Origin of the sequence: Pseudokineococcus marinus (assembly GCF_013004605.1) — a bacterium.
GTDB lineage: Bacteria > Actinomycetota > Actinomycetes > Actinomycetales > Quadrisphaeraceae > Pseudokineococcus > Pseudokineococcus marinus.
Map to the genome: position 1 here is coordinate 1 of NZ_JABEMA010000311.1, position 3530 is coordinate 3530.

3 protein-coding genes are annotated in these 3530 nt (G+C 76.7%); all 3 read right to left on the reverse strand.

From position 1 onward, the window contains the following. Positions 1-750: bifunctional diaminohydroxyphosphoribosylaminopyrimidine deaminase/5-amino-6-(5-phosphoribosylamino)uracil reductase RibD (ribD, locus tag HLB09_RS14585; RefSeq protein ID WP_322790203.1), on the reverse strand; the 750-nt coding region annotated here is incomplete at its 3' end. Then, on the reverse strand, positions 747-2396 hold the full coding sequence (gene pgm, locus HLB09_RS14590; protein ID WP_171204059.1) for a phosphoglucomutase (alpha-D-glucose-1,6-bisphosphate-dependent): 1650 nt from the start codon (positions 2394-2396) through the stop codon (positions 747-749). The genes ribD and pgm, both read right to left, overlap by 4 nt. A 210-nt stretch (positions 2397-2606) precedes the next feature. After that, a complete protein-coding gene (locus HLB09_RS14595) occupies positions 2607-3266 on the reverse strand; it encodes an endonuclease (RefSeq protein WP_171204060.1) in 660 nt (219 codons plus the stop codon). Between the last annotated feature and the right edge of the window lie 264 nt (positions 3267-3530).

The window sequence follows — 3530 nt, forward strand, 5'->3', positions numbered from 1 at the left end:
GTCGAGCACGACGCGCAGCGGCGCGCGGGCCGCGAGCGCCTCGTCGGCGACCGCGTCGCCGGTCGGCGGCAGGTCGCGGACCGTCAACGACGGGTCGTCGGCGAGCACCGTGCCGACGCCGACGACGACGGCGTCGCTGCGCGCGCGCAGGAGGTGCGCGTCGGCGCGGGCCTGCGGGGAGGTGATCCACCGGCTCGTCCCGTCGGCGGCGGCGCTGCGCCCGTCGAGCGTGGCGGCGAGCTTCCACGTGACGTGCGGGCGGCCCGTGCGCTGCGCGTGCAGCCAGGCCTCGTTGACCCGCCGCGCCGCCTCCGCCTGCTCCGGGTCGGCGCGGAGGACGTCGACCCCCGCCTCCGCGAGGGTGCGCGCGCCCCCGGCGGCGCGGGAGTCCGGGTCCGCGACGGCGAGCACGACGCGCGCGACGCCCGCGGCCAGCAGGGCCTGCGAGCACGGCCCGGTGCGGCCCGTGTGGTCGCAGGGCTCGAGGGTGACGACCGCCGTCCCGCCGCGGGCCCGCGCCCCGGCCTCGCGCAGGGCGCCGACCTCGGCGTGCGGCCCCCCGGCCCGGGCGTGCCAGCCCTCCCCCGCGACGTCGCCCGCGGCGTCGAGGACGACGCAGCCGACGACAGGGTTGGGGCTCGTGCCGCCCAGCCCGCGCGCGGCGAGGACGACGGCCCGGGCCAGGGCCGCGCGCTCGGCGGCGCTCAGCCCTCCCGTCGCGCCGCCGGACCCGTCGTCGCTCCCGCTCACCCCTTGAGCGCAGCGTCGACGACGCCGCGGGCCTCCTCGAGGACCTGGTCGAGGTGCTCCTCGCCGCGGAAGGACTCGGCGTAGATCTTGTAGACGTCCTCGGTGCCCGAGGGGCGGGCCGCGAACCAGGCGCTCTCCGTCGTCACCTTGAGCCCGCCGATCGCCGCGTGGTTGCCGGGCGCCTCGGTGAGCTTCGCGGTGATCGCCTCGCCGCCGACCTCGGAGGCGGTGACGGCCTCCGGCGAGAGCTTCCCGAGCCGCGCCTTCTCCTCCCGGCCGGCCGGGGCGTCCACGCGCTTGTACGCCGACGCGCCGTACCGCTCGACGAGGTCGCCGTGCAGCTCGCTCGGCGAGCGACCGGTGACGGCGCGGATCTCCGAGGCGAGCAGCGCCAGGAGGATCCCGTCCTTGTCCGTCGTCCAGACGGTGCCGTCCTTGCGGAGGAAGGAGGCGCCGGCGCTCTCCTCGCCGCCGAAGACGACCGAGCCGTCGAGCAGCCCGTCGACGAAGAACTTGAAGCCCACCGGCACCTCGAGCAGCGTCCGCCCGGCACCGTCGACGACGCGGTCGATCAGCGAGGACGAGACGAGCGTCTTGCCGACCGCCGGCTCGTCGGTCCAGTCGCGGTGCTCGAGCAGGTAGGAGATCGCCACGGCGAGGTAGTGGTTGGGGTTCATCAGCCCGGCGTCGGGGGTCACGATGCCGTGGCGGTCGGAGTCGGCGTCGTTGCCCGTGGCGATGTCGAAGCGGTCCTTCTGCTCGATCATCGAGGCCATCGCGTTCGGCGAGGAGCAGTCCATGCGGATCTTGCCGTCGCCGTCGAGGGTCATGAAGGCCCACTGCGGGTCGACGGTGTCGTCGACGACCGTCAGGTCGAGACCGTAGGTCGAGGCGATCTCGGCCCAGTAGGCGACCGCGGCCCCGCCCAGCGGGTGGGCGCCGATGCGCACGCCGGCGTCGCGGATGGCGTCCAGGTCCAGCACGGTCGCGAGGTCGTCGACGTAGTGGCGCAGGAAGTCGTACTCGCCGACCCGCGCGCGGGCCTCCTCGAAGGGCACGCGCTGCACGCCGTCGAGCCCGGCCTCGAGGAGGGCGTTGGCGCGGTCGGCGATCCAGCCCGTCGCGTCCGAGCCCGCGGGGCCGCCGTGCGGCGGGTTGTACTTGAAGCCGCCGTCGCGCGGCGGGTTGTGCGACGGGGTCACGACGATGCCGTCGGCGTCGCCGTCGGGGATCTCGCCCGCTGTGGCGGTGCCGCGGCCGTTGAGCCGCAGCACCGCGTGCGAGAGCGCCGGGGTCGGCGTGTACCCGTCGCGGCTGTCGACGAGGACGTCGACGCCGTTGGCCACGAGGACCTCGAGGGCCGAGCGCCACGCGGGCAGCGACAGGGCGTGCGTGTCGCGGGCGATGAGCAGCGGCCCCGTGGTGCCCTGCTGCGCGCGGTACTCGCAGATGGCCTGCGTGATGGCGAGGATGTGCTGCTCGTTGAAGGCGCCGTCGAGCGACGACCCCCGGTGCCCGGACGTGCCGAAGACGACGCGCTGCCCCGGGTCGGACGGGTCCGGCTGCCGGTCCGCGTACGCCGAGAGCAGGGCGTCGACGTCGACGAGGTCCTCGGGGCGGGCGGGCTGGCCTGCGCGCGGGTGCATGGGGGTCATGCAACTGCACCGGCCCGCACGGGCGCCACCGCTGGTGACCGCCCGTCCCCGCGGCGTCCCGGCTGCTGGACCCGGGCGGCTGCGCGCACACCGACCTGCAGAACGGGCCGTCGGACCGGGCCACGGGCCCAGGACCTGCGATGACGCTGCGCGACGCCCCGTTCCGCAGGTCGGTGTGCGCCGCACCCGCCGCCGCGCGGGCTACCGGGCCGCCGCGCGGACCTCGTCGGCGTCGTCGGCGAGCCCGCAGCGCACGAGCGCGGCGCCGACGACGGACAGGTCGTCGGTGCCGGCGAGCTCGGCCAGGCCGTCGGCGTCGTGCGGCAGGCCGAGCGCCCTCGCGGGGTCGGTGGCGCGCTCGTCGGCGAAGGGCCGCAGCTGCGGCCAGACCGCCTGCACCTCCCGGCAGAAGATGTCGACGCCGAGCGGGCCGATGCCCGTGAAGGCGCCCACCCCCTCGCGCAGGGCGGGCAGGCCCCCGCCGCCGTCGCCGAAGGCCTCGTCGCGCAGGCGCCGCAGGTCGCCGGAGTGCTCCTCCTGCGCGCGCTCGGCCAGCTGCCCGAGCTGGCGCGCCGTCTGCTCCTTGCGCAGGTACTTCGCGTCGGCGAGCACCCGCCACCGCTCCTCGTCGCTCGCGCCGGCGAGCTTCTCCGCCGTCGTCAGGCCCGCCTCGCGCAGCGCCCGCGCCGTCCGCACGCCGAGGTCGGCCTGGAGGTTGGCCGACAGCAGGGAGGACAGGACGAGCAGCTCGAAGAGCGGCGCCGGGGTGTCCCCCAGCCGCAGCCCCGACTCCTGCGCGTAGGTCGTGCCGTGGCGCTCGAGGAGGGCGTCGAGGACGGCGCGGCGGTCGGGCTTCGTCATGGCCCCGGCCTACCAGCGCCCGCCCGGCCCGGCACCCGGACGCCCCACGTCCGAGGGCGGAGCGGGCGGCAGACTCCTGCCGGGCCCGCACGAGGACCGGGCCGCCCAGGACGTCGACACTGTGGGACGAGGAGGAGCCGTGCGCGCTGCGTACCTGCCGGGAGGTAGCCGGGTCGACCTGCGGGAGGTGCCCGACCCCGAGCCGGGCCACGGGCAGGTGCTCGTGGGGACGAGGGCCTCGACGATCTGCGGCAGCGACCTGCG

Coding starts and splice junctions, on each gene's coding strand:
- HLB09_RS14595 (WP_171204060.1), bottom strand. CDS start 3,266: ATGACGAAGCCCGACCGCCGCGCCGTCCTCGACGCCCTCCTCGAGCGC.
- pgm (WP_171204059.1), bottom strand. CDS start 2,396: ATGCACCCGCGCGCAGGCCAGCCCGCCCGCCCCGAGGACCTCGTCGAC.